The sequence below is a fragment of the Actinomadura sp. NPDC048394 genome (assembly GCF_040651755.1).
In the GTDB taxonomy this organism is placed as follows: domain Bacteria; phylum Actinomycetota; class Actinomycetes; order Streptosporangiales; family Streptosporangiaceae; genus Spirillospora; species Spirillospora montaniterrae.
This window is the reverse complement of sequence record NZ_JBEZJL010000042.1, coordinates 41961-65150: the sequence shown is the minus strand read 5'-3', so window position 1 is coordinate 65150 and position 23190 is coordinate 41961. Positions and strand designations below refer to the sequence as shown.

Annotated in this window: 26 protein-coding genes and 1 tRNA gene; 3 read left to right on the top strand and 24 right to left on the bottom strand. The window is 71.5% G+C overall.

Annotation, left to right across the window (positions count from 1 at the left end):
* Positions 1–16 precede the first annotated feature (16 nt).
* From AB0C78_RS28920 to AB0C78_RS28885, 8 genes are all read right to left on the bottom strand, one after another.
* Positions 17–844, bottom strand: coding sequence for a F0F1 ATP synthase subunit delta (locus AB0C78_RS28920; protein ID WP_360753747.1), 828 nt, complete (start codon positions 842–844; stop codon positions 17–19).
* The gene (locus AB0C78_RS28915) at positions 841–1398 is read right to left on the bottom strand and encodes a F0F1 ATP synthase subunit B (RefSeq protein WP_360753744.1); all 558 of its coding nucleotides are present in this window, start codon (positions 1396–1398) and stop codon (positions 841–843) included. The genes AB0C78_RS28920 and AB0C78_RS28915 overlap by 4 nt, the downstream gene beginning before the upstream one ends.
* A gap of 32 nt (positions 1399–1430) precedes the next feature.
* On the bottom strand, positions 1431–1664 hold the full coding sequence (atpE, locus tag AB0C78_RS28910; protein WP_151544552.1) for an ATP synthase F0 subunit C: 234 nt from the start codon (positions 1662–1664) through the stop codon (positions 1431–1433).
* Positions 1665–1771: 107 nt separating this feature from the next.
* A complete protein-coding gene (gene atpB, locus AB0C78_RS28905; protein WP_151544551.1) occupies positions 1772–2566 on the bottom strand; it encodes a F0F1 ATP synthase subunit A in 795 nt (264 codons plus the stop codon).
* A 61-nt stretch (positions 2567–2627) separates the two neighbouring features.
* On the bottom strand, positions 2628–2852 hold the full coding sequence (locus AB0C78_RS28900) for a hypothetical protein (RefSeq protein WP_360753741.1): 225 nt from the start codon (positions 2850–2852) through the stop codon (positions 2628–2630).
* A 78-nt stretch (positions 2853–2930) separates the two neighbouring features.
* Complete coding sequence (locus AB0C78_RS28895) at positions 2931–3347, bottom strand: hypothetical protein (RefSeq protein WP_151544549.1); 417 nt, start codon at positions 3345–3347, stop codon at positions 2931–2933.
* A 410-nt stretch (positions 3348–3757) separates the two neighbouring features.
* Positions 3758–4927 (bottom strand): MraY family glycosyltransferase, encoded by a 1170-nt coding sequence (locus AB0C78_RS28890; RefSeq protein WP_151544548.1) that lies wholly within the window; start codon positions 4925–4927, stop codon positions 3758–3760.
* A gap of 196 nt (positions 4928–5123) precedes the next feature.
* Complete coding sequence (locus AB0C78_RS28885; protein ID WP_360753738.1) at positions 5124–6110, bottom strand: DUF2207 domain-containing protein; 987 nt, start codon at positions 6108–6110, stop codon at positions 5124–5126.
* 338 nt (positions 6111–6448) lie between these two features.
* On the opposite strand from AB0C78_RS28885, the gene AB0C78_RS28880 reads away from it, so the two are divergent.
* Entirely contained in the window at positions 6449–6880 is a 432-nt protein-coding gene (locus AB0C78_RS28880; RefSeq protein ID WP_360753735.1) for a hypothetical protein, read from the top strand.
* An 84-nt stretch (positions 6881–6964) separates the two neighbouring features.
* Here the strand turns inward: AB0C78_RS28880 and AB0C78_RS28875 are convergent, their stop codons facing one another.
* The 13 genes from AB0C78_RS28875 to AB0C78_RS28815 form a co-directional block, all read right to left on the bottom strand.
* On the bottom strand, positions 6965–7861 hold the full coding sequence (locus tag AB0C78_RS28875) for an L-threonylcarbamoyladenylate synthase (protein WP_360753733.1): 897 nt from the start codon (positions 7859–7861) through the stop codon (positions 6965–6967).
* Positions 7862–7948: 87 nt separating this feature from the next.
* A complete protein-coding gene (gene prmC, locus AB0C78_RS28870) occupies positions 7949–8809 on the bottom strand; it encodes a peptide chain release factor N(5)-glutamine methyltransferase (protein ID WP_360753731.1) in 861 nt (286 codons plus the stop codon).
* Complete coding sequence (gene prfA, locus AB0C78_RS28865) at positions 8806–9870, bottom strand: peptide chain release factor 1 (protein ID WP_360753729.1); 1065 nt, start codon at positions 9868–9870, stop codon at positions 8806–8808. Before prfA ends, prmC begins: the two co-directional genes overlap by 4 nt.
* 131 nt (positions 9871–10001) lie before the next feature.
* Positions 10002–10220: a 50S ribosomal protein L31 gene (gene rpmE, locus AB0C78_RS28860; RefSeq protein WP_151544542.1), complete on the bottom strand. Its 219-nt coding sequence runs from the start codon at positions 10218–10220 to the stop codon at positions 10002–10004.
* Positions 10221–10460: 240 nt separating this feature from the next.
* The gene (locus AB0C78_RS28855; protein ID WP_151544541.1) at positions 10461–11114 is read right to left on the bottom strand and encodes a response regulator transcription factor; all 654 of its coding nucleotides are present in this window, start codon (positions 11112–11114) and stop codon (positions 10461–10463) included.
* Between the two features lie 60 nt (positions 11115–11174).
* Positions 11175–12527, bottom strand: a complete 1353-nt coding sequence (locus tag AB0C78_RS28850) for a sensor domain-containing protein (protein WP_360753726.1) — start codon at positions 12525–12527, stop codon at positions 11175–11177.
* A gap of 181 nt (positions 12528–12708) precedes the next feature.
* On the bottom strand, positions 12709–14796 hold the full coding sequence (gene rho, locus AB0C78_RS28845) for a transcription termination factor Rho (protein ID WP_360753724.1): 2088 nt from the start codon (positions 14794–14796) through the stop codon (positions 12709–12711).
* A 468-nt stretch (positions 14797–15264) separates the two neighbouring features.
* Positions 15265–16218: a homoserine kinase gene (thrB, locus tag AB0C78_RS28840; RefSeq protein WP_360753722.1), complete on the bottom strand. Its 954-nt coding sequence runs from the start codon at positions 16216–16218 to the stop codon at positions 15265–15267.
* The gene (thrC, locus tag AB0C78_RS28835) at positions 16218–17285 is read right to left on the bottom strand and encodes a threonine synthase (RefSeq protein WP_360753719.1); all 1068 of its coding nucleotides are present in this window, start codon (positions 17283–17285) and stop codon (positions 16218–16220) included. Before thrC ends, thrB begins: the two co-directional genes overlap by 1 nt.
* A gap of 53 nt (positions 17286–17338) precedes the next feature.
* The gene (locus AB0C78_RS28830; protein WP_360753716.1) at positions 17339–18652 is read right to left on the bottom strand and encodes a homoserine dehydrogenase; all 1314 of its coding nucleotides are present in this window, start codon (positions 18650–18652) and stop codon (positions 17339–17341) included.
* Positions 18649–20046, bottom strand: a complete 1398-nt coding sequence (gene lysA, locus AB0C78_RS28825; RefSeq protein ID WP_360753714.1) for a diaminopimelate decarboxylase — start codon at positions 20044–20046, stop codon at positions 18649–18651. Before lysA ends, AB0C78_RS28830 begins: the two co-directional genes overlap by 4 nt.
* Positions 20043–20723, bottom strand: coding sequence for a DALR anticodon-binding domain-containing protein (locus AB0C78_RS28820; RefSeq protein ID WP_360753711.1), 681 nt, complete (start codon positions 20721–20723; stop codon positions 20043–20045). Before AB0C78_RS28820 ends, lysA begins: the two co-directional genes overlap by 4 nt.
* 36 nt (positions 20724–20759) lie before the next feature.
* Positions 20760–21122, bottom strand: a complete 363-nt coding sequence (locus tag AB0C78_RS28815) for a response regulator (RefSeq protein WP_151541835.1) — start codon at positions 21120–21122, stop codon at positions 20760–20762.
* A 130-nt stretch (positions 21123–21252) separates the two neighbouring features.
* Between AB0C78_RS28815 and AB0C78_RS28810 the strand changes: the two genes are divergently transcribed.
* A tRNA-Arg gene (locus tag AB0C78_RS28810) sits at positions 21253–21324 on the top strand.
* A gap of 146 nt (positions 21325–21470) precedes the next feature.
* Here the strand turns inward: AB0C78_RS28810 and AB0C78_RS28805 are convergent.
* Positions 21471–21896 (bottom strand): hypothetical protein, encoded by a 426-nt coding sequence (locus tag AB0C78_RS28805; RefSeq protein WP_360753709.1) that lies wholly within the window; start codon positions 21894–21896, stop codon positions 21471–21473.
* Positions 21897–22074: 178 nt separating this feature from the next.
* Here AB0C78_RS28805 and AB0C78_RS28800 point away from each other — a divergent pair, with 178 nt between their 5' ends.
* Positions 22075–22302, top strand: a complete 228-nt coding sequence (locus AB0C78_RS28800) for a hypothetical protein (RefSeq protein ID WP_360753707.1) — start codon at positions 22075–22077, stop codon at positions 22300–22302.
* A gap of 170 nt (positions 22303–22472) precedes the next feature.
* Here the strand turns inward: AB0C78_RS28800 and AB0C78_RS28795 are convergent, their stop codons facing one another.
* Both AB0C78_RS28795 and AB0C78_RS28790 read right to left on the bottom strand, forming a co-directional pair.
* Positions 22473–22901, bottom strand: coding sequence for a hypothetical protein (locus AB0C78_RS28795; protein ID WP_360753701.1), 429 nt, complete (start codon positions 22899–22901; stop codon positions 22473–22475).
* Positions 22898–23080 (bottom strand): hypothetical protein, encoded by a 183-nt coding sequence (locus AB0C78_RS28790; protein WP_360753698.1) that lies wholly within the window; start codon positions 23078–23080, stop codon positions 22898–22900. The genes AB0C78_RS28795 and AB0C78_RS28790 overlap by 4 nt, the downstream gene beginning before the upstream one ends.
* Positions 23081–23190: the final 110 nt, after the last annotated feature.

The window sequence follows — 23190 nt, the reverse complement described above, 5'->3', positions numbered from 1 at the left end:
GTCAGCTCTGCCGGCGTCAGCCGGTGCCGAGCCGCCGGCGGACGTCGTCCAGCCGTCCGGCGATCGTGCCGTCGATGATCTCGTCCCCGATCTCAATCGACAGGCCGCCGATCGCCGTGGGGTCGAGCTCGATGTTCAGGTGTACTTCGTGGCCGTAGGCGGCGGCGAGCACCGCGGCGAGCCGGGTGCGCTGCGCGTCCGTCAGCGCGACCGGGGTGCGGACCAGCGCGACCAGCCGCTCCCGCCGCTGGGCGACGATCCGGCCGTACTCGGCCAGCCCGCCTTCCAGGCTACGTCCTCGCGGACGCAGCACCAGTTCGGTGATCAGCGTCAGCGTGGCCGGCTGGACCTTGCCGTCCAGCAGCGCCTCGACCAGGCCCGCCTTGCGGTCGGCGGGCAGGCCGGGGCCGGCGAGGGCGCCGCGCAGCTCGACCTCGCCCTCGAGGACCCGGGAGAACCGGAAGAGCTCGTCCTCCAGGTCGTCGAGCCGGCCGGCCGCCTCCGCGCGGGCGGACTCGGCGATGACCGCGAGGGTCTCCACCGCGTCCGACAGCTCCGAGGGGGTGGACCAGCGCATCCGGACCACGTCGGCGACCAGCCCGAGAGCGGCCGGCGACACCTTGCCCTCCAGCAGGATCCGGACGAGCTGCGCCTTGTCCGCGCCGTCCCGCGCCGGGTCGGAGACCGCCCGCCGCAGGCCGTGCTCGCGGTCGATCAGGTGCAGCACCGCGAACAGGTCGCCGCCGAGCCCGTCGAGGTCGGCCCCGGCGGAGGAGATGACGGCCTCCAGCCGGTCCTTGGCCTCGGCCAGCGACGCCCTGCTCACCGCTCCCGTGATGGTCATGATGTGATCTGCTCCTGCGTGCGGGCGCGCTCCTCGAGCTCCTCGAGGAACCGGTCGACCACCCGGCTCTGGCGGGCGCTGTCCTCGAGGGACTCGCCCACCACGCGGGAGGCCAGCTCCACCGACAGCGAGCCGATCTCGGCGCGCAGCGAGGTCAGCGCCTGCTGGCGCTCGGCCTCGATCTGCGCCTTGGCGGCGTCGATGATGCGGCGCGCCTCGGCCTGGGCCTGCTCCTTCATCTCGGCGATGATCTGAGCGCCCTGCTCCTCGGCCTTCTTGCGCAGCCGGGACGCCTCGATCGCGGCGTCCTTCTGCTGGGCCTTGTACTGCTCGAGGGTCTGGCGGGCCTCCTCCTGCGCCTGCTCGGCGCGCTTGAGGCCCCCCTCGATCGCGTCGGTCCGCTCCTCCAGCGTCTGCTGGATGCGCGGCGTGAGGATCTTCCCGACCACGATCAGCACGACGAGGAACGAGAAGATGCCGACGACCAGCTCGTACGGGTGCGGGACGAGAGGGTTGTTCTCCTCCGCCGCAAGGACGGAAGCTGCTGTGATCATGTCTGCAGCCCTTCCTCAGGTGGCAGGGGTGGTCAGACGCTCTTGAAGATGAACGGCGCGACCAGGCCGATCAGGGCGAGCGCCTCGGTGAGGACGAAGCCCAGCAGCATGTTGGTGCGGATCACGCCGGTCAGCTCCGGCTGGCGGGCGATCGCGTTGACGCCCTGGCCGAAGATGATGCCGATGCCGATGCCCGGGCCGATGGCCGCGAGGCCGTAACCGATCGCGGTGACGTTACCGTCGACGGCGGCGAGGACTCCCGTCATGGGTTCATTCCTTTTCTGTCGGCCGGCGGAGTGTCCGCCGGTCTGGGCTTGAGACGAGGTTGTCGGTTTCGGGCCGCGTGCCGGGGGGCACCGTCCGACCCGGAGGGCTAGTGGTCGGCTTCGAGTCCGCTCTGGATGTACATCGCGGCCAGCAGCGCGAACAGGAAGGCCTGCAGGAACTGGATCAGCAGCTCGAGGGCGGTCATCAGGATCGTGACGATCACGCCGACGACGCCGACGCCGAAGCCGGCGACCGTGGGCTTCTCGAAGATGAACCAGAAGCCGACGAGGCTGAAGAACGCCAGGATCATGTGGCCGGCGAACATGTTGGCGAAGAGCCGCACCGCGTGCGTGAAGGGGGCGATGATGAACGTCGAGAGGTACTCGATCGGCACGAGCAGGATGTAGACCGGCCAGGGCAGGCCCTTCGGCATCATGTTCGTGAAGTACTTCGCGCCCTGGTGCCGCAGGCCCAGGTACACCTTCAGGCAGTACACGAAGATCGCCAGGACGATCGGGAACGCGATGTGCGAGGCGATCGGGAACTGGATGATCGGGATGACCGAGAAGATGTTCCAGAACCAGATCAGGAAGAACAGCGACATCAGCAGCGGCATCCACCGCTCGGTGTTCTTGCCGAGGAACGGGCGGGCGATCTGGTCCCGGACGAACATGTAGCCGACCTCGCCGAGGTTCTGCGCGCCGCGCGGCACGAGCTTCGGCTTGGCGAACGCGGTCCAGAAGAACGCGCAGATCAGCAGGGAGCCGACGACCGCGAACAGCACCGGCTTGGTCAGCCAGGCCGGGCCGCCGGAGAACAGCGGCGGGAAGTCGAAGATCTCAGGCCCGGGGGCCTGGAACTCATCTCCCCCGGAGGAGGCGAGGACCGTCAGCGCGTTCACGCGGCGTTCCCTTCGTCAATGTGGTGATGTTTCACGTAGGCTTCCTCGGCGGCGGGGCCGCTCAGGAGGAGTGGCGACCGTACTGCACGTAGACCAGGTAGACGGCGAGCGCGACACCGATGATCAGCCCGATCGGGATCAGCCAGGGCCACCCGGTCCACCAGGACAGCAGCCACCCGATCCCGCCCCAGACGATCATTCCGGACAGGAGGTAGCTGGGCACGGACCAGGCGACGTCGGCGAATTCCCGCTGGCCCTCCTCCGGCCGGCGCTTCTGCTCGCTCATCGCGCTCCGGACGATAGCAGGCCATGCCTGCGGTGGTCATATTGGAGTAGTCCGCCAGGACCGTGCGCCGCGGGGACATCACGGACTCCGGTCCAGGGCGCTTTCGGGCTCGTCAACGTAGGGCCTCCGCTGCAGGACGACGCGGAACTCGGCGGCGATGTAGCACAGGGCGAGCGCGATGACCGCCCAGCCGAACACCTTGGTGTTCCAGATCGACACCCCGTCCATCGCGGTGACCAGCACCATCACCGCGAGGATCTTCACCATGTAACTGGCCAGCGCGGCCAGCATCATGGTCTGCGCGGAGATCTTCCCGGCCCAGGAGACCGCGATCGCGCTGATGGAGAAGAACACGAGGACCACGACGGTGGCCAGCGCCGCCGCCAGCGCGCCCTTGCCGCCCGCCGTCAGCAGGCCGATGAGGACGGCGCCCACCCCGACCGCCCCGGTCGGGATCGCGGCGCCGCGGAGGTTCCGGGCGTCGGAAGGTTGCATGAGGGCTCCGGCTGGTCACGTTCAGTGGTCGTCTCTTGTTCGTGAAAGGTATCACAAGCGTCCGGAATGTCCACAATTACCCTAGAGGTAACGCCCCGCCCGGTCGCGTCCCGGGCGCGGGGCCACGCTCGCACCACGGACCTTAACCCAGGTCACGGCGCCCCATCCGGGGAACGGCCGGGACGCGCCGCAGGCCGGGGGCCGCCGCGGACACGAGGCGTGAACACCGGCGGGGACGCACGCCCCCACCCGCTCCGCACCTTCGACCCGAATGGTATTCGACGCCGTGTAGTACACCGTCCGGACGGCCGGGTGGCCCTCGTCACCGCGCCCGGCTCCCGCCGTCTCGATCAAAGGCCCAGGTCAAAGGGGTAGTGGGAGGCCGGGGGTTGGCGCGGGAGGGCGCCGGGTCAGACCGGCAGTTGCGGGCGGGCGGCGGGCTGCTGCCCGGTGTCGCCCGGCTCCGCCGCGGCGCCGCGGCGCTTCCCGCGCGGCCGGCCGAGCCGCAGCATCAGCACGACCCCGAGGATCGCCACCACCAGCGTCACCCCGATGGTGAGCCAGGCGGCGTTGAACAGCGCCAGCCCGACCAGCCCCGACGCCAGCAGCCCCACCCAGAAGTACATGATCAGCACGGCCCGGCGGGTGGAGTGGCCGAGCTGCAGCAGCCGGTGGTGCAGGTGCTGCTTGTCCGGCGAGAACGGCGACTTGCCCTGGTTCGTCCGGCGCCACACCGCCAGCAGCATGTCCATGAACGGGACCGCCGCCACCGCCGGCACCAGCAGGAGCGGCACGTACAGCGGGAACAGCCCGTTCGCCAGCACCGCCGGGTCGAACTGCCCGGTCAGCAGGATCGTCGACGCGCTCAGCAGCAGCCCGATCAGCATCGAGCCGGTGTCGCCCATGAAGATCTTCGCCGGGCTGAAGTTGTGCGGCAGGAAGCCCAGGCACATCCCGAACAGCACCGCCGCGGTGAGCGTCGCCCCGCTCAGCGTCGTCATGCCGTTGGTCTTGGTCAGCAGGTAGGCGTAGCCGAACAGGCCGAGCGCCGCGATCCCGACGACCCCCGCCGCCAGCCCGTCCAGGCCGTCGATGAAGTTCACCGCGTTGATCGTCGCGACCACCACGAACACCGTCAGCGGCACCCCGTAGGCGGGCGGCAGCGACAGCGACTCGCCGTTCGGCAGCGGGATCGAGTAGATCTGGATGCCCTGCATGATGAAGATCCCGGCGGCGGCGACCTGCCCGGCGAACTTGGTGAGCGGGTCGACCTCCCACCGGTCGTCGGCGATGCCGACCAGCACGATCAGCCCGCCCGACATCAGCAGCGCCTTGCCCACGCTGAGGTCCCCGTTGGCCAGCACCTTGCGCATCTCCGGCAGCCCGGACGCCACGACCAGCGCCGCCACCATCCCGCCGAACATCGCCAGCCCGCCCAGCCGGGGCGTCGGGATCACGTGCACGTCGCGGTCCCGGGGGACGGCCTGCGCGCCGAACCAGACGGCGAACCGCCGGACCGCCGGGGTCAGCAGGTAGGCGACCAGCGCGGCGACCAGGATGGTGAGCAGGTACTCCCGCAACTCCTCCGCGCCTCCCTTCGCCGGTCCTACGCCGATCCCTCGCCGGTCCTTCGCCGGTCACCGCCGTCCTCGACGGGACCGCCCGCGATCACCACTTCGGCATGCCCCGGGTGAACGCACCGTCACCTGGGCGGGGTTCCCGACCGGGTAAGACGACCGTCGATCGTGATCGGTTCGCCGTCACGACCGACCAACTCTAGTCCCACCTGACCCCATCCGCCGCATATCCCGCCGTCTCGGACGGCCGGGAGCGCGCCATGGCGGCCCCCGCGATCACCAGCGCGAGGCCGGCGAGGCACCGGTCCCCCAGCGAGAACGCCCACGGCCCGCGGTCCAGCACGTCGTCCGCGGCGTCCGAGACGATCAGCAGCGCGCCCGCCACCACCAGCGCCGCGCCCGCCCGGCGGTGCGGCACCGGGCCCCGCGCCGCCACGACCACCGCGAACAGGGCCAGCGCGAGCACCGCCGAGCCGGTCCAGGTTCCCGCCCAGCGCGGCCTGGCGTAGTGCGGCGGCGCGACGGCGACCGCGCGCTTCGGCAGCCGCACCCGCACCGTCATCCCCTCGTGCGGGGCGAGGGCGCTCTGCGTGAAGTCGATCGCGTACCGCCCGTCGTGGACGCCGAGGCAGCGCGTCGTCGCCCCCGGCGCGCCCGCCCGGCACGTCGCGTGCCGCAGCGGGACGGGCGCCTCCACCCGGACGACGGCGTCCCCGATCGGCACGCCCCAGCTCGTCCCGATCGCGTCCCAGACCAGCTCGTCGTGGTCGGCGTACGGGGTGAACGCCCAGCCCACCGCGTACTCGATCACGTACGCCTGGCGGCCGCGGACCTCGCGGTGCCGGTCCCCGACGGTGATCTGCAGGTCGTTGAGGAGCCGCATCGTCCGGGCGCGGGCGGGGGCGCCCGTCGACGAGCCCGCGCTGACGTCCCGCACGTCGAACAGCCGGTTGGCCTTGCGGAACGGCACCCGCCGGACGATCCCGTGCTCGCCGCCCCGGTCGAAGTCGTAGGTGATCGTCTCCCGGACGTACACGACCCCGTCCCGGCCCAGCGTGAGGACGACGTCGTAGGTAGGGATGCTCTCGCGGGGCACGGGCGCGGCCGCCGCGGCGGGCAGCAGGAACACCACGGTCACCAGGACCACGCCCGCGGCGATCACGGGCCCTCGAACACGGCCGCGCATTCCCCGAATGGTCTCACCGTCGCCCGCTCCGTGTCGGCACAACCCGCCGCGCCCCGTCCGGCGGAGACCCCGCCGGGTGAATGAGATCTTCGTCATCACCGGCCGGCCGCGGCGCCCGTGGCGCGCCGGGAGACCCGTCCGGAAACCCTCCCGAAGCGGGTCCCGGTCCCGGCGCGTGCCGCGTCCGGACTGTTGGACGCGGCGGAGGCCGCTCCGGTTCGACCCAAGCGATCTTTTCGGCCGCCCCCGGCCGCCGGTAAGAAAACCGTAAAGATGATCTTGATATCACTGCTAGGTTATCCGCCGCTAACCCGTGATTCATGAGCATGGAGGGACCAATGCGGCGATTCGCAGCCGTAGCCCTGACCGCCGGCACCCTGCTGACCGGCACCGCCCTCACCGGGGCCCCCGCCCAGGCCGCCACCACCCACAGCTGGGCGCCCTACAACTCGTACTCCAACATCAGCGCGTGGGGCACCTACACCCGCAAGGGCGGCAGCACCTACGTCACCGGATACCTCCGGGACAGCAAGAAGAACGGCTGGACCGCCTGCGTCCGGTTCCTCTTCACCGAGGGCAACAACAAGTACTGGTCCCGCTTCAAGATCGTCGGCTACACCTCCGGCGGCACCCAGTACAACTACGACGGCAAGGCCACCGTCAAGATCAAGACCAGCTCCTCCTACAGCTGGCACCTGTGGGTCCAGGAGTGCGGCCGCAACAAGAAGACCGGCAAGTACCTGTACGGCAAGGGCAAGAAGCTCTTCTGAGTTCCTTGCACTTCCCTCGGCGGTGGCCGGACATGAAACGGCCGGGCAGGTCCTCCTGCCCGGCCGTTTCCGCGTCTTCGGGGACTACTCGCCCTTCGGCTTCGCAGGCGTCTCCGTCGGCTTCGCGGGCGTCTCGGTGGTGTTCGCCGCGTCGGCCGCTTCCGCGGGGGCGCCGGCCGCGCCGGATTCCGCGGACGGGGCGGGCTCAGTGGGGGCGGGGGCGGGCTCAGCGGGCGCCTGGGGCGCGTCGGCCGCGGGCTCCTTGGTGAGGGAGGGCTTGCCCTCCACGGCGGCGGAGGGAGCCGCTGTGAGCTCCGCGGGTTCGGGCGCCTCGTCCTCCTCGGTGAGCAGCACGCCGACCACCGAACGGATCTTGTCCTCGGGGATGGCGCCGACCCGCAGGAGGCGCGGCACCGACCCCGTCAGGTCCACGATCGTGGACGGGTCCGCGTGCCCCGAACGGCCGCCGTCCAGGTACACCTGGACCGAGTCGCCGAGCATCTTCTCCGCCTCCTCGGCGGTGCGCGCGGCGGGTTCCCCGGACAGGTTCGCGCTGCTGACGGCGAGCGGCCCGGTCTCCTTGAGCACCTCGACCGCCAGCTCGTGCATCGGCATCCGGACGGCGACGGTGCCCTTCGTCTCGCCGAGGTCCCACATGAGGTTCTGATTGGCGCGGAACACCAGCGTCAGCGCGCCCGGCCAGAACTCGTCGATGAGGTCCTGGCCGTAGGTGCCGAGGTCCTCGACCAGCGCGGTCGCGGCCCGGACGGAACCGACCAGCACGGGCGGCGGCATGTCGCGGCCGCGGCCCTTGGCGTCCAGCAGCGCCTGCACGGCGGCGGGCGTGAACGCGTCGGCGCCGACCCCGTACACCGTGTCGGTCGGCAGGACGACCAGCTCGCCGCGCCGGACGGCCGACACGGCCTCGGCGATTCCACGGGTGCGCTCCATCGGCTCGGAGCAGTCATAACGTCGGCTCACGGTCGCCCGTCTTCCCATCTCGCGGCGCTCGTCCTCTGGCACGCCCCAGGATAGCCGCGCCCCGTGCGGTCCCCGCGCCCCGTGCGGCTAGTCGGTGGCGAGGCGGGCCGTAACGAACCGGTCCCGGTTGGTGAGGTCGCGGCGGTTGCGGACGTCCCGCCAGCCGTTCTCCTCCGCGAAGATCCAGTACACGCCGTTGCCCTGCAGGTCGCTGTGCTCGACGGCGACGTACCCGCCGGGGCGCAGCAGGCGGCGGGCGGTGCGCTCGACGACCCGGATCGCGTCGAGGCCGTCGTCGCCGCCGCCCCACAGCGCGTCCGCCGGGTCGTGGTCGCGCACGTCCGGAGGCACGTACTCCCATTCGCTCATCGGGATGTACGGGGGGTTGCTGACGACGAGGTCGACGGTGCCGTTCAGCTCGGGCAGCGCGGTGCCGAAGTCGTCGAGGTGCAGGCGGACGCGGCCCCGCTCGTCGAGTTCCTCGATGTTGCGGGTCGCGTGCACGAACGCCTTGGGGTCCTTCTCCACGGCGTGCACGCGCGCGCGGGGCGCCTCCAAGGCGATCGACAGCGCGATGGCGGCGGAGCCCGTCCCGAGGTCGACGACGAGGGGGTCGCGGACGTCCATGTCCCGGAGCGTCTCCAGCGCCCAGCCGACCATCACCTCGGTCTCCGGGCGCGGCACGAACACGCCGGGCCCGACCTTCAGCTCCAGGTAGCGGAAGAAGGCGCGGCCGGTGATGTGCTGGAGCGGCTCCCCCGCCTCGCGGCGCGCCACGTACTCCCAGAACCGGGCGTCGAACGCGCTGTCCGGCACGCCGTGCAGCTCCGAGCGCTTCACCCCGTGCACGGCCGCGGCCAGCTCCTCGGCGTCGGCGCGCGGCGAGGCGGCCCCCGCGTCCGCGAGCCGCGCGGTGGCCCTGGCGATCTCGTCCAGCAGCAGCTTCATTGTCCCTGTGCTTCGGCCAGCCGGCGTTCCATGTCCGCGTCGACGAGGGCCTGCGTCACGTTGTGCAGGTCGCCGTCGAGCACCTGGTCGAGGTTGTAGGCCTTGTAGCCGACGCGGTGGTCGGAGATCCGGTTCTCCGGATAGTTGTAGGTGCGGACCCGCTCGGACCGGTCCACCGTCCGGACCTGGCTCTTGCGCTCGGCCGCCGCCGCCGCGTCCGCCTCCTCCTGCGCCATCGCCAGCAGCCGGGACCGCAGGATCCGCAGCGCCTGCTCCTTGTTCTGCAGCTGGCTCTTCTCGTTCTGGCAGGAGACGACGACGCCGGTCGGCAGGTGCGTGATGCGGACCGCGGAGTCGGTGGTGTTGACGCTCTGCCCGCCGGGCCCGGACGAGCGGTACACGTCGATGCGCAGGTCGTTCGGGTCGATCTGGACGTCGACGTCCTCGGCCTCGGGCGTCACCAGGACGCCGACGGCGCTGGTGTGGATGCGGCCCTGCGACTCGGTCGCGGGCACCCGCTGCACGCGGTGGACGCCGCCCTCGTACTTCAGCCGCGTCCAGACCCCCTCCTCCTGCGAGCCCTTCGCCTTCACCGCGACCGTGACGTCCTTGTAGCCGCCGAGGTCGGACGGGTGGGAGTCGAGGACCTCGGTCTTCCAGCCGACCCGCTCGGCGTAGCGCAGGTACATCCGCAGCAGGTCGCCGGCGAACAGCGCCGACTCCTCGCCGCCCTCGCCGGCCTTGACCTCCAGGATCACGTCCTTGGAGTCGTTCGGGTCGCGCGGGACCAGCAGCCGCCGCAGCCGCTCCTCCAGCTCGTCCTTGCGCTTGCCGAGGTCGGCGGCCTCCGCCGCGAACGTCTCGTCCTCGCCGGCGAGCTCGCGGGCGGTGGCGAGGTCGTCCTCGGTGGTCGCCAGCTCCCGGTGCGTCTCGACGATCGGCCGCAGCTCGGCGTACCGCTTGCCGAGCCGGCGCGCCAGGGCCTGGTCGGCATGGACGGACGGGTCGGCGAGCCGCCCCTCGATGTCGGCGTATTCGCTGATGAGTTCGTCGAGATTCACGGTGTGTCCTGGCCCGTTCCGGCCCGGGGCCGCGGGCGGCCTCCGGAAGCCGACTCCGAACGGCCCGGGGACCTCGAGAGTCCCCGGGCCGTCCCTGGTCGCTGTGCGGCGCTCTGCGCTGCCGGCTCGCGCTACTTGCCGGCCTTCTTCTTGCCGAAGCGCTGCTCGAAGCGCGCCACCCGGCCGCCGGTGTCGAGGATCTTCTGCTTGCCCGTGTAGAACGGGTGGCAGTTCGAGCACACGTCGGCGTGGATCACGCCGTTCTCGGCGGTGCTGCGGGTCTCGAAGGTGTTGCCGCACGTGCACGTCACGGTCGTGACGACGTAGTCCGGGTGGATGTCGGGCTTCATGGGTTCTCCTCGCATGAGGCGGTCGCCGGGCGCCCCCGCTCGCACGGCCGTTCCGCGTGGTCGTTTCCACGTGACGGCGCCATGGGAGATGTGGGAGGCGTGAACCGGTACCGCAGCGGTTGCACTCCAAGTGTGCCAGATACCCGAACGTGCCGAGGTCATCGGTCATTCCCGATCTTGGATCGGGGCCCGCCCGGGGCGGAACCGTGGCCGGGCCGGGAGGGGCCGCGATCGGCCGGGTCAGGCGTCGGCGCGGCCCAGGTAGGCGAGCACGGCCATCACCCGGCGGTGCCCGCCCTGCGCGGGCTGCAGGTCCAGCTTGGCGAAGATGTTGGAGATGTGCTTCTCCACCGCGCCCTCGGTGACGACGAGGCCCTCGGCGATCGCGCCGTTGGAGCGGCCCTGCGCCATCAGCCCCAGCACCTCCCGCTCGCGCGGCGTCAGCGCCTCCAGCGGGTCGTCGGCGCGGCGCCGGCCGAGCAGCTGCCCGATCACCTCCGGGTCGATGACGGTCCCGCCGGCGGCGATCCGGCGGACCGCGTCGATGAACTCCGCGACGTCCGACACCCGCTCCTTCAGCAGGTAGCCGACGCCCTCGGCGCCGCCGCCGATCAGGTCCGTCGCGTACCGCTCCTCCACGTACTGCGACAGGACGAGGATCGGCGTGCCGGGCCTGCGCTCGCGGACGGCGAGCGCCGCGCGCAGCCCCTCGTCGGTGAACGACGGCGGCATCCGCACGTCCACGATGGCGAGATCCGGCTCGTGCTCCTCGACGATGCCGAGCAGCCCGGGGCCGTCCCCGACCGTCGCGACCGTCTCGATCGCCGCGTCCGCGAGCAGCCGGACGAGCCCTTCGCGCAACAGCACCGAGTCCTCGGCGATCACTACCCGCATGCGCCCATTATCGGGCCTCGCGGGCGGCGCCGGGCCGCGCCGCCGGGTGCCGTCAGGGGGTCACCAGGTGCAGGGCAGGTCCGCCCGGACGATCGTGGGGCCGCCGGGCGGGCTGTCCACGATGAGCATCCCGTCGATGGTGGCGGCCCGGTCGGCCAGCCCGGACAGGCCGCCGCCGGCCCGCGCCACCGCGCCGCCGACGCCGTTGTCGGTCACCTCGACGACGACCCAGCGGTCCTCGCGGGCGACCCGGACGGACGCGCGGGTCGCCCGCGCGTACTTGGCGATGTTGGCGAGCGCCTCGGCGACGATGAAGTAGGCGATGCTCTCCACCGCGGCCGGCGGCCGGTCCGGCAGGTCGACGTCGACCTCGACGGGGACGGGCGCCCGGCCCGCGAGCCCGGACAGCGCCGGGTCGAGGCCGCGGTCGGTGAGGATCGCCGGGTAGATGCCGCGGGCGAGGTCGCGCAGCTCGGTGATGGCCTCCTTGGTGCCGGCGTGCGCCTGCTCGATCAGCGCCCGGGCGCCCTCCGGGTCCTCGTCGAGCTTCGCGCGGGCCCGGCCGATGTCCATCGCGACGGCCAGCAGCCGCTGCTGCGCGCCGTCGTGCAGGTCCCGCTCGATGCGGCGGCGCTCGAACTCGGCGGCGTCGACGCCGCGCGCCCGGCTGGCCCGCAGGTGCGCGGTCCGCTCCCGCAGCTCCAGGTTCTCCGCCTGGGACGCGTTCGGGCCGAGCATCAGCCGCGCCCACGCCCCGTGCGCGATCGCCATGCCCCGCGTCACGTACAGCGCGCCCGCGAGGACGACCAGCCCCGCCAGCGACACAGGGAGCGCCTCGACCGGGTTCCCGGACCAGTACGTCACCCATCCGAGGTTGATCTCCATGCCGCCGCCGACCAGCACGATCAGCGGCATGAACAGCAGGGTGCCCGTCAGCCCCCACAGCGCGACCGACACCACGAACTCGACCAGCGTGAGGGGGAACAGCAGCCCGAGGTAGACGAGGTCCTTCCAGGTGGCGGGGTCGGCCGCCATCGCCTTCACCCGGGCGAACGGGTTGCGGCTCTCCGGCCGCGGCCGGTACGGGTCCGGGACGGCGACGCCGAACGCGGCGCGGACGAGCCGGCGCTCCAGCCGCGCGCCGCACCGCCACGCCACCATCAGCAGCGCCAGCAGCGGGAACCCCACCCAGATGATCAGCGTGCCGAGCGACACCGCGAGGCCGGCGACCAGCACGACGAACCAGGTGAGCCCGAACGCGAAACTCACCGCCAGGTACAGCGCGGACGTCCAGGTCACCGCGGACCGGGCCATCGCCGCGGGATGCCACGGGCCGTCCATGACCGACACCGCGCGGCCCGCCCGCGTCGCGCCGCCACCGGCGGCCCCGATGTCCCTGCTCAGCTCGCCCACGTCGTCCCTCCACGCCCGTTCCAACCTACGGTGCAAGCCTGCCTTCCGGGACGCCCGGCCACCATGGAGGTCCCCGCCGGATCGGGGTGGGGCTAACCCCACCATCGCCCTGCGCGGCGGCGCCCCGGAAACGCGGAACGCCCCCGCCCGGGGTCCGGGCGGGGGCGTCGCGGCGCGTGGATCAGCGGTCGTCGGAGACCGTCGTCTTCTGCACCTGCAGCAGGAACTCGGCGTTGGACTTGGTCTCCTTCATCTTCTCGATGAGGAGCTCCAGCGCCTGCTGGGTGTCGAGGGCGTGCAGCACCCGGCGCAGCTGCCAGACGACCCGCAGCTCCTCCGGCGCCATGAGGATCTCCTCCTTGCGGGTGGACGACTGGTCGACGTCCACCGCCGGGAAGATCCGCTTGTCCGCGAGCGACCGGTTGAGCTTCAGCTCCATGTTGCCGGTGCCCTTGAACTCCTCGAAGATGACCTCGTCCATCCGGGAGCCGGTCTCGACCAGCGCGGTGGCGAGGATCGTCAGCGAGCCGCCGTTCTCGATGTTGCGGGCCGCGCCGAAGAACCGCTTGGGCGGGTACAGCGCGGTCGAGTCGACACCACCGGACAGGATCCGGCCGGACGCCGGCGCCGCCAGGTTGTAGGCCCGGCCGAGGCGGGTGATCGAGTCGAGCAGCACGACGACGTCGTGGCCCAGCTCGACGAGCCGCTTCGCGCGCTCGATCGCCAGCTCGGCGACCGTGGTGTGGTCCTCCGCGGGACGGTCGAAGGTCGAGTGGATGACCTCGCCCTTCACCGTCCGCTGCATGTCGGTGACCTCTTCCGGACGCTCGTCCACGAGGACGACCATCAGGTGGCACTCCGGGTTGTTCTTGGTGATCGCGTTCGCGATCGCCTGGAGCACCATCGTCTTGCCGGCCTTCGGCGGCGACACGATCAGGCCGCGCTGGCCCTTGCCGATCGGCGACACCAGGTCGATGATCCGGGTGGTCAGGATGCCCGGGTCGGACTCCAGCCGCAGCCGCTCCTGCGGGTACAGCGGGGTCAGCTTGGTGAAGTCGACGCGGCCCTTGGCCTGCTCCGGCTCCATCCCGTTGACGGTGTCGAGCCGCACGAGCGCGTTGAACTTCTCGCGCCGCTCGCCCTCGCGGGCCTGCCGGACGGCGCCGGTGATGACGTCGCCCTTGCGGAGGCCGTTCTTGCGGACCTGCGCCAGCGAGACGTACACGTCGTTCGGGCCGGGCAGGTAGCCGGTGGTCCGGACGAACGCGTAGTTGTCGAGGATGTCGAGGATGCCCGCGACCGGGATGAGGACGTCGTCCTCGGTGATCACCGGCTCCTCGTAGCGCTCGCGGCCGCCGCGGCCCCGGTTGCGCTCGCGGAACCGGCGCCCGCGCCGGCCCCGGCCGCCCTCGTCGTCGTCGTGCTGGCCGCCGCCGCCCTGGCTCTGGCCGCGCTGCCGGCCGCCGCCGTCGCGGCCGCCGCCGTCGCGGTCGCCGCGCTCGCCCCGGTCGCCGCGCTCACCGCGCTCGCCCCGGTCGCGGCCCTCGCCGCGGTCGCGGCCGCCGCGCTGGCGCTGGCGCCCGCCCTCGCGCCCGTCCCGGCCCTCGCGGCCGCCGTCCCGCCCGGACTCGCGGCCGCCCTGGGCCTCGCCGTCCTCGGAGCCGCCGCCCTGGGCCGCGGCGGGCTCCCGGTTCTGCCGGTCGTTCTGCCGGTCGCCCCGGCCCTCGGACGCCCCCCGGTCCTGCTTGTCCGCCGTGCGCGCGCTCTGCCGGCCGCCCTGCCGCTCGGCCTTCTCCGGCCGGCCGTCCTGCTTGTCGGCCTGCCGGTCGGCGGCGGGCTGCTCCGCCGCGGTCTCGGGGATCGCGACCTGCTCGGACGTCTCGCGCTTCGCCGCGGCGCGGGTGCGGCGCGGGCGCTCGGCCTTGGCCGTCTCGGCCTTGCCGGCGTCCTGCGCGGCCTTGCCCGCGTCGGCCGCGCCGGCCCCGGCGGCGGCCTTGGCAGCGGCTCCCTGCTCGCCCGCCGAGCCCTGCCCCTGGCCGCCGCCCTGCTTCTCCTGGATGGCCGCGATGAGCTGGCTCTTGCGCATCCCGGTCACGCCGGTGATGCCGAGGCTGGACGCGAGCGCCTTGAGCTCGGGCAGCACCATGGCGGACAGGCCCGTGCCGCTCCGGCGGCGCCGGGGGGCGGCGGGCTCCGCGCCGTTCTGGGCGGCGTCGGCCGCGGGTGCCGTGCTGGATGCGTCCGTAAGGAGTTCGCTGGATTCGCTCACTAAGGGTCCTTCCCAGGGAGCGGGCGTCGGCCGGCGTTCGGCCAGTCAACCCGGTAATACGGCCCGGCGGGGGCGCCGAGTCGGGCTCCGCTGATCACGATGGGGCCGGGATCGGCGATTTTCTGGGCACAGCCAGATGGTGGACGGGACGGTTCGCTCGCACGTGTCCCCGCTACCGCCACGTCCGTAGTTTCGCTGGAATGCCTGACAACGGGATGTCACGGTGTCGGGGAGCCTGGTACGCGGGACCGCCACGGCCGGAGGGCCGGGCAGGTGACGCGCGGCTGACGAGCACGCTGCCCCGAACGGGGCATCTGGTGCGGCAATCAGCCTAACATCACCAGGGCACACTGCTATTCCCCAGAGGTCGATGTCTTCGCATTTTACCTAGGTGGATCCTGCGGGGACCCGCACCGGCCGGAGCGCCGCGGCGGCCCGGGCCGCGGGCCGGCCCGTCCGGGCGCCGCGTCAGGTCCGGCGGCCGGGTTCACCGGGCACGACGCATGCGCCGCGGGTCGCGACGTCCAACGGGTGTTCGTGCCACCCATTACCCACTCGCGAAGCCATCGAATCAACTCGTGATGCGTTTGTGAAGGCCAGGACAGTGGGTCCTGCCCCCGAAATCACCGCGGGCACTCCGGCGGAACGCAGCCGTTCGACGAGTTCCGCCGACTCCGGCATCGCGGGGGCGCGGTAATTCTGGTGCAGCCGGTCCTCCGTCGCGTCCAGCAGCACCCCGTCGCCGAGGCCGCCGGTGAGCGCCGCGACGAGCAGCGCGGCGCGTCCGGCGTTGGCCGCGGCGTCGCCGTGCGGGACGGTCCCGGGCAGCAGCCCGCGCGCCCGCTCGGTCGCCAGCCGCTGCTCCGGCACGAACGCCACGACCTGCCTGACCTGCGGTTCCAGCCGGACGAGCCGGGCACCGGACGGGGTCGTCCAGGCGATGGTGAGGCCGCCGGCGAGGCACGGCGCGACGTTGTCGGGATGCCCCTCGATGTCGGTGGCGAGGCGCAGCGCGGCGTCGTCGTCCATGAGGTCGCCGTGCGGGTGCAGCGCGCGCGCCGCGACGATCCCCGCGACGATGGCCGCGGACGACGAGCCGAGCCCCCGGCTGTGCGGGATGCGGTTGCGGCACCGCAGCCGGATGCCCTTCGGCTGGCCGGACGGTTGGCCGGGTCCGGCCGCGGCGAGTTCGTCCAGCGCTTCGAAGGCCCGGCGCAGCACCTTCACGATCAGGTGCCGCTCGCCGCGGTCGGCGACCTCGGCGCCCTCGCCGTCCACCTCGATGGACACCCCGTCGCCGGTCAGCGCCACCTCGACGTCGTCGTACAGCGACAGCGCGAGGCCGAGCGAGTCGAAGCCCGGCCCCAGGTTCGCGCTCGTCGCCGGCGTCCGCACCAGGACGGACCGTTCCGGCGCCCCCATCAGGTGAGGCCGAGCGCGGAGGCCGCCTCGTGGGCGTCGACGCGGACGACGGTCGGCGCCGGCGCGCCGGAGATCGCCCAGTCGGGGTCCTTGAGGCCGTTGCCGGTCACCGTGCAGACGACCTTCGAGCCGGGCTTCACGACGCCCCGCTCGGCGGCCTGGAGCAGGCCCGCGACGCTCGCCGCGGACGCCGGCTCCACGAACACGCCCTCTTCCCGAGCGAGGAGCCGGTAGGCGGCGAGGATCTGCCGGTCGGTGACGGAGTCGATCGCGCCGCCGGACTCGTCGCGGGCGGCGATCGCGAGGTCCCAGGACGCGGGGTTGCCGATCCGGATCGCGGTCGCGATCGTCTGCGGCTTCAGCACCGGCTCGCCCTTGACGAACGGCGCCGCGCCGCTCGCCTGGAAGCCGAGCATCCGGGGCGTCTGCGCGGCGACCTTGTCGGCGGCGTACTCCTTGTAGCCCATCCAGTACGCGGAGATGTTGCCGGCGTTGCCGACGGGCAGGCAGTGCACGTCGGGCGCGTCGCCGAGCGCGTCCACGATCTCGAACGCGGCGGTCTTCTGCCCCTGCAGCCGGTACTTGTTGACGGAGTTGACCAGCGCCACCGGATAGTCGACGGACAGCTTCCGGGCCAGCTCCAGGCAGTCGTCGAAGTTCCCGTCCACCTGCAGCAGCCGCGCGCCGTGCACCAGCGCCTGCGCCAGCTTCCCCATCGCGATCTTGCCGTTGGGGACGAGCACCGCGCACGTCATCCCGGCCCGCACCGCGTACGCCGCGGCCGACGCGGAGGTGTTGCCGGTCGAGGCGCAGATGACCGCCTTGGCGCCGTCCTCGGCCGCCTTGCTGATCGCCATCGTCATCCCGCGGTCCTTGAACGACCCCGTCGGGTTGAGGCCCTCGACCTTCAGGTGCACCTCGCAGCCGGTCAGCTGGGAGATCCGGACGGCCGGCACCAGCGGCGTGCCGCCCTCCAGCAGCGTCACCACGGGCGTCGCGTCCGTCACCGGAAGCCGGTCGCGGTATTCCTCGATGAGGCCGCGCCACACGCGGGCGTTCCCGTTCACGTCAGTGTCTCCTTGGCTGACCTGCGAATGTGGACCCGGATTCTACCGGGATCTCACTCCTCGCCCTCGACGCGCATGACGCTCGCGACCTCGCGGACGCTGCCCAGCCCGCGCAGACCCTCGACGACCGCCGACAGCGCCGCGTCCGGGGCCCGGTGCGTCACCACCACGAGCTGCGCCTCCTCGCCCAGCCCCACCTGCCGGACGGCCTGGATCGACACCTCGTGCCGCGCGAACTCCGCGGCGACGGCGGCGAGCACGCCCGCCTCGTCCGTCACGTCCAGGTGGATGTAGTAACGGGTGACGGTCTCGCCCATCGGCAGCACCGGCAGCTTCGCGTACGTCACCTCGACCGGGCCCGGCGTGCCGCCGACCACGTTGCGCGCCACCGCGACCAGGTCGCCGAGCACCGCCGACGCCGTCGGGGCGCCGCCCGCGCCCGCGCCGTAGAACATCAGCGACCCCGCCGACTCCGCCTCCACGAACACCGCGTTGTAGGCCTCGCGGACGCTCGCCAGCGGATGCGACCGCGGGATCATCGCCGGGTACACGCGCACCGACACCCCGCGCCCGTTGCGGCCGTCCTCCGAGGGGACCCGCTCGCAGATCGCCAGCAGCTTGACCACGCAGTCCATGCCCTTGGCGCCCGCGACGTCCGCCGCGGACACCTCGGTGATGCCCTCCCGGTGCACGTCCGCCGCGGTCACCGGGGTGTGGAACGCCAACTGCGCCAGGATCGCGGCCTTCGCCGCCGCGTCGAAGCCCTCGACGTCCGCCGTCGGGTCCGCCTCCGCGTACCCGAGCGCCTGCGCCTCCTCCAGCGCCTCGTTGAACCCGGCGCCGTTCGAGTCCATCTGGTCGAGGATGTAGTTCGTCGTGCCGTTGACGATGCCGAGCACCCGGTGCACGTGGTCGCCGACCAGCGACTCCCGCAGCGGCCGCAGCAGCGGGATCGCGCCCGCCACCGACGCCTCGTAGTACAGGTCCGCGCCGTACTCGCGGGCCGCCGCGAACAGCGTCGCCCCGTCCTCGGCCAGCAGCGCCTTGTTCGCGGTGACGACCGACTTGCCGGTCTTCATCGCCTCCAGCATCAGCGTCCGGGCCGGCTCGATCCCGCCGATCACCTCGACGACGATGTCCACGTCGTCCCGCGTGACCAGGCCCTGCGCGTCCGTCGTGACCAGTTCCGGGTCGACGCCCGCGCGGACCCGCTCGGGCCGCCGCACCGCGACCCCGGCCAGCTCCAGCGGCGTCCCCACCCGCGCCGCGAGATCGTCGGCCTGCTCGCGCAGCAGCCGGACGACCTCGCTGCCGACGACGCCGCATCCCAGCAGCGCGACCCGCAGCGGGCCACGTTCGGGTTTCACGCTCGGACCTCCGCATCCGCATCCAGCCGCAGCAGGTCCTCGGCGGTCTCCCGGCGGACGATCACGCGCGACCTGCCGTCCTTCACCGCCACCACGGCGGGCTTCGGGACGTGGTTGTAGTTACTGGCCATCGATCGACAGTACGCACCGGTCGCGGCCACCGCCACCAGGTCCCCCGCCGCAATATCTTCGGGGAACCACAGGTCCCGCACGACGATGTCCCCGCTTTCGCAGTGCTTGCCGACAAGCCTACTGAGCATGGGGGATGCGTCGGACGACCGGCTCGCGAGCGCGCCGGTGTACTCCGCGCCGTACAGCGCGGTCCGCAGGTTGTCGCTCATCCCGCCGTCCACGGACACGTACGTCCGCAGCCCCTCGACGTCCTTCACCGTGCCGACCTCGTACAGCGTCACGCCGCCCGGGCCGATGATCGCCCGTCCCGGCTCCACCGTCAGCCGCGGCATCGCCAGCCCGTACGCCCGGCACTCGTGCGCGACGATCTCCCGGAGGCCGTCCGCCATCGACTTCGGGTCGTGCGGCTCCTCCCCCGGCAGGTACGCGATCCCGTAGCCGCCGCCGAGGTCCAGCTCCGGCAGCTCGATCCCGTGCTCGTCGCGGATCGCCACCAGCAGCTCCGCCAGCCGGTGCGCCGCGACCTCGAACCCGTCCACGTCGAAGATCTGCGACCCGATGTGGCTGTGCAGCCCCACCAGCTCCAGCTGCTTGAGCGCCAGCACCCGCCTCACGGCCTCGAGCGCCGCCCCCGAGCTCCTGGAGAACCCGAACTTCTGGTCGTCGTGCGCGGTCGCGATGAACTCGTGCGTGTGCGCCTCGACGCCCGTCGTGACCCGCACCATCACCTTCGGCCGGACGCCCCGCTCCTGCGCCAGGTACCCCAGCCGGGCGATCTCCTCGAACGAGTCCACGACGATCCGGCCGACCCCGGCCTCCAGCGCCTGCTCCAGCTCCCAGGACGCCTTGTTGCTCCCGTGCAGCGTGATCCGCTCCGTCGGGAACCCCGCCGCCAGCGCCACGGCCAGCTCGCCGCCGCTGCACACGTCCAGCCCGAGGCCCTCCTCGTTCAGCCACCGCGCCACCGCCGTGCACAGGAACGCCTTGCCCGCGTAATGCACGTCACCGTCGTGGAACGCCGCCGCGTACTCCCTCGCCCGGGACCGCACGTCCTCCTCGTCATAGACGTACAGGGGCGTGCCGTACTCCTTCGCCAGGTCCCGCACGTCGACGCCGCCGATCGTCAGCACGCCGTCCGCGCGGGTCGCGCCGCGCGGCCACACGTGCGGGTCCAGCGCGTTCAGGTCGTCCGCCGGCCCCGCCGGGTGGTCTTCGGGCAGGACGTCAGCGTGCCGGGGCCCGGCAGGGTGAACTCGACTCATATCCGCTCTCTAGGGGTCTCACCGATCATCTTCAGGCCGTTGCCGAGGGCGATGCGCACGGCCCGCGCCAGCCCGGCGCGTCCCGCGTGCACCGCCCCGGGTTTCTCGTCCCCCAGGGGCACGGCCGGGCACCGCTCATGGACGTCGTGGTACGCCCCGGCGACCCTCTCCAGACAGAACGCCAGCGGCCGGGCGTCGCCTTCCCGCTCCGCCTGCTTCGCTCGCCCGGGCACCTCGCCCAGCACACCCACCAACCGCAGCTCCGCGGGCTCCGGGGTTCGCAGTTCCCCGGTCCCCACCCCGAGATCCCGAGCCCACCGCCCCGTCCAGCAGGCCCGCGCATACGCGTACCGCACCGAAAAACCCGGATTCTCGAACGACCTCGGCCGGTCGTCCCACCCGAACCGCGGAACGCACGCGGTCCCGTAACCGGGATCCCGCAGGATGGCCTTCACCACGTCCGCCGCCGGCACCTCGACCCGCACGAACCCGCGCCCGGTGACGGACCCGCCGACCCGCTTCGCGATCGCCTCCGGCTCCAACCCCAGCACCAGCGCCACGGGACTCTCGAAGACCCCGGCCCCGCACGCCAGGACGAGCACCTCGTCGGGCACCTCGACGGCCCGCCCGCCCTCGGCGACGGCACCGCGCGCCGCCTCCACAAGGGCATCGCTCACCTCGGCCGGAGTCACCCTGGTGAGACTATCCGACCACTATCTGGACACCGCAGCGAGTTTCCGCACCGTCTGGATCAGCTGGTTCGGGTCGAACGGCTTCGTCACGTAGGCGTCCACGCCGATCTCGTGCCCGCGCCGCACGTCGTGCTCCTGCGCCCGCGCCGTGATCATCACGACCCTGATGTGCGCGGTCCCCGGGTCCTCCCGGAGCCGGACGGCCGTCACCCACCCGTCCAGCCGCGGCATCATCACGTCCAGGGTGATCACGTCCGGCCGCACCTCGGCCACCTTCTCCAGGCAGTCCTGGCCGTCCACCGCGGTCGCCACCTCGAACCCCTCGAGCTGCAGGTTCACGGCGATGAGCTGCCGGATCACCTCGTCGTCGTCGACGACCAGCACGCGTCCCAGAGGCTCGGTCACGGCCTCGAAGTTAGTCGACTCCACCCCCGAACGCACGGCGAACGTCCACGTACGCGCAAGCCCGCCAACCCTGGTAACCTTCCAACACGCGCCGCACCGCGACGCAAGGGCCCCCTTAGCTCAGGGGATAGAGCAACGGCCTCCGGAGCCGTGTGCGCAGGTTCGAATCCTGCAGGGGGCACCCCTAAACGATCAGCCGGTTTCCGCGCTTGACCTGCGGAAACCGGCCCTTGTCGTCCACGGGCCATGAGACATCAGATGCCACCGCGAGACGCCGTATGCCACGGCGCGCGTTCCATCTGTGTTCCAGCATCACCGCCGCCCGCCCTACAGATGCCACCAACCGGGCTGCCGCCTTCGCTCTCGCCAAACCTGAGCGGCCTGTTCGATCTCGGGCCTGATCTTTCTCGCCAGATGTTTCACCATCGTCACAGCGTGCCCTAGATCTTCTCTGAGGTTCTCTTCTACGACCGCGGGCTCGTCTTGGGCCTGCTGCAGGGCCTTGTCGGACGCAGCGGCAAGCCTTCGATGCAGTGATTGGCGAGACACCCCGTAGTAGCTAGCGATCGCGTCCCAAGACATCCCCGCATCCTGCATCAAAGCGCAGGTCAGAGCCTCTAACTGCAAAAGATCCTTCTGCAGACTCCGAATCACGCCAGCCTCGATAACGATCTCGCCGGGATCCGCTGCCTCGCATGGGTCAGCAACACCTAGGAGGTAGCTCGCCATGCCGAGTGCCGTCTCAGCTCGCATCAGCACCAGGTTTCGGAGTCTCTCGTCACGGCTGGACATATCACGCAAGCATCGCAGGACTGTCAGCACACGGCTGACACTTTGAGCGGGTTGATTCGAGACCGTTGAGAACGTAGGAGGGCGGTTCCCCTGCTGGCACAGGGAACCGCCCTAGAGCCATCAAGTCTCGGGAGACATGATGACGCCCTTCGAGGGTAGCGCGCGCGAGATTGACCAGGAGGCACAGGTGGTCGCCTTCACTGTGAACGTCACTTTCGACGCCGAGCGTGATCGAAATGCAGCGGCCGACATGCCTGCGGCGCGCTCCGGACGGGTGGCGGCGAAGATAGCTGCCACCGTCGTCGGTGTAGCAACCGTGCTCAGTTCCGCAGTCGGCCTGGCCCAATGGTTGCACTGGCCTAGCTAGGGACCTCGGGCTTCCGAGTCTGAGACTAGGCGCCGACCCACACATAGCGAGTCGGCGTCTAGTTTGCCCAACAAGTGCATTCAGCCGCCCAACGGCTCAGTTCATCAAGGCGTCGTCTATGCGTCCCTCCCACACGCGGTCCTGACCGGCGATGACCTTGGCGTAGATCTTCAGGAGCACCTCGACACTATGGCCGTCCGGGTACGAGTAGCGAACTTGGCCAGGCCCCTGACAGGATGCCAAACGTCCGCCTGTCCGGCTACTTCAGGAAATGAAGCGTTCGCAGCCTTTTCCGGCGGCTCTGAGTCGTACACATCAACGGTCAACCCCGCGTGCGCCAACTGCGCAGCCCAATACCCTCGCCCGCCCCCAAGCTCTACAATCGGCAGGTCGTCACAAAAGTCCGCTATCCATTCGATGGTTTGCGGGGCGGGGATCGCATACGCGTAGGTTGCCTGCAAAAGCATCTGCGCGAAGGCGAGTCGCGCGCTTCCTTCTGCCCGACCACCGTTCACCACGAGGCGGCCGTCATGCTCATTAACGAGCGGTTCAACGATATCCCAGTACGGGTTACGGCTCACGATGCTGCCACCCGTCATGTAGTGAACGAATCGCAAGTCGAACTGAGCGTCGACGTGATCGTCACCGGCCCTGCCAGGTTTGCCGCCATGTCCAGATACTCAGCAACCTTGGGGTACTCACGACGAAGTCTCTGCTCATCTTTTAGCAGGGCCGTGAGTTCTTCCCACCGGCTCGATGTCATGGCCAGCTTGGCCATGCCACAAGCTTCTCGCACTACACGCGAGCAGTCCACGTCTGCCGGACGTGGTCCAACACACTACCGACGTCTGTCCAGGTAAGGAGGCCACGTTGGGTCGCACACGCCTG

Coding starts and splice junctions, on each gene's coding strand:
- AB0C78_RS28920 (WP_360753747.1), bottom strand. CDS start 844: ATGACCATCACGGGAGCGGTGAGCAGGGCGTCGCTGGCCGAGGCCAAG.
- AB0C78_RS28915 (WP_360753744.1), bottom strand. CDS start 1,398: ATGATCACAGCAGCTTCCGTCCTTGCGGCGGAGGAGAACAACCCTCTC.
- atpE (WP_151544552.1), bottom strand. CDS start 1,664: ATGACGGGAGTCCTCGCCGCCGTCGACGGTAACGTCACCGCGATCGGT.
- AB0C78_RS28900 (WP_360753741.1), bottom strand. CDS start 2,852: ATGAGCGAGCAGAAGCGCCGGCCGGAGGAGGGCCAGCGGGAATTCGCC.
- AB0C78_RS28895 (WP_151544549.1), bottom strand. CDS start 3,347: ATGCAACCTTCCGACGCCCGGAACCTCCGCGGCGCCGCGATCCCGACC.
- AB0C78_RS28885 (WP_360753738.1), bottom strand. CDS start 6,110: ATGCGCGGCCGTGTTCGAGGGCCCGTGATCGCCGCGGGCGTGGTCCTG.
- AB0C78_RS28880 (WP_360753735.1), top strand. CDS start 6,449: ATGCGGCGATTCGCAGCCGTAGCCCTGACCGCCGGCACCCTGCTGACC.
- prmC (WP_360753731.1), bottom strand. CDS start 8,809: ATGAAGCTGCTGCTGGACGAGATCGCCAGGGCCACCGCGCGGCTCGCG.
- rpmE (WP_151544542.1), bottom strand. CDS start 10,220: ATGAAGCCCGACATCCACCCGGACTACGTCGTCACGACCGTGACGTGC.
- AB0C78_RS28855 (WP_151544541.1), bottom strand. CDS start 11,114: ATGCGGGTAGTGATCGCCGAGGACTCGGTGCTGTTGCGCGAAGGGCTC.
- thrB (WP_360753722.1), bottom strand. CDS start 16,218: ATGGGGGCGCCGGAACGGTCCGTCCTGGTGCGGACGCCGGCGACGAGC.
- lysA (WP_360753714.1), bottom strand. CDS start 20,046: ATGAGTCGAGTTCACCCTGCCGGGCCCCGGCACGCTGACGTCCTGCCC.
- AB0C78_RS28805 (WP_360753709.1), bottom strand. CDS start 21,896: ATGCGAGCTGAGACGGCACTCGGCATGGCGAGCTACCTCCTAGGTGTT.
- AB0C78_RS28800 (WP_360753707.1), top strand. CDS start 22,075: ATGACGCCCTTCGAGGGTAGCGCGCGCGAGATTGACCAGGAGGCACAG.
- AB0C78_RS28795 (WP_360753701.1), bottom strand. CDS start 22,901: ATGACGGGTGGCAGCATCGTGAGCCGTAACCCGTACTGGGATATCGTT.
- AB0C78_RS28790 (WP_360753698.1), bottom strand. CDS start 23,080: ATGGCCAAGCTGGCCATGACATCGAGCCGGTGGGAAGAACTCACGGCC.